Origin of the sequence: Yersinia pekkanenii (assembly GCF_001152565.1) — a bacterium.
In the GTDB taxonomy this organism is placed as follows: domain Bacteria; phylum Pseudomonadota; class Gammaproteobacteria; order Enterobacterales; family Enterobacteriaceae; genus Yersinia; species Yersinia pekkanenii.
Map to the genome: position 1 here is coordinate 1 of NZ_CQAZ01000203.1, position 610 is coordinate 610.

Genomic DNA, 610 nt, shown 5'->3' on the forward strand with positions numbered 1-610 from the left:
AAGGCCCCGGAAATCACGCTCAGCGCGTCGCTACGCGCCACACTGACCACTCACCGGGGTTATTTGCAGTGTAACCACAGAATCGTTTATCAGCCTGTATGGCTCTACAGGGCGGGAGGGTTATCAGGATCTCTTATGATCCGCACCGGCGCTGCCGGGCTTCAGCGGTTTTACATCGGGGGATATGTCACGACAGTGAGCCGCTTTCTAGGCCCAATGGGAGCCAAGCTGAAAATGCGACATATCTAACAACTCATTGTTATAACTTAATTTTAGTCATATTTAGTTTTAGTTACTTAATCGTCCGAAAATGGTGTACGAATGGAATGACACGTCCGAAAGTCATTTTGCTCAGTTTCGGACGGTATTATTGTGGCTGTCCGATAACGACCGGTTGCGGACAGAGCCCAAATGTCGCAAATCGCAGCTTCGCTTCCATTAGGCCTTCTATGCACTGCGTGCATGGGCATTTGTGCTTATTGAGGTATGCTCTGAACAGAAACAATATGTTAATAAAGTAATACAAGGAGACGGTGATGACCGGTGAACGCAAAATTTTGACGCTAAAGCGTAAATCCCCCCCTGACGCTCAGGTGAATACGGGCGAAAC

General features: G+C 48.4%; 1 protein-coding gene. It reads left to right on the top strand.

What is annotated here, in order from left to right; all coding sequences use genetic code 11:
• Positions 1–249: hypothetical protein (locus tag AEP37_RS27095; protein WP_049615687.1), on the top strand; the 249-nt coding region annotated here is incomplete at its 5' end.
• Between the last annotated feature and the right edge of the window lie 361 nt (positions 250–610).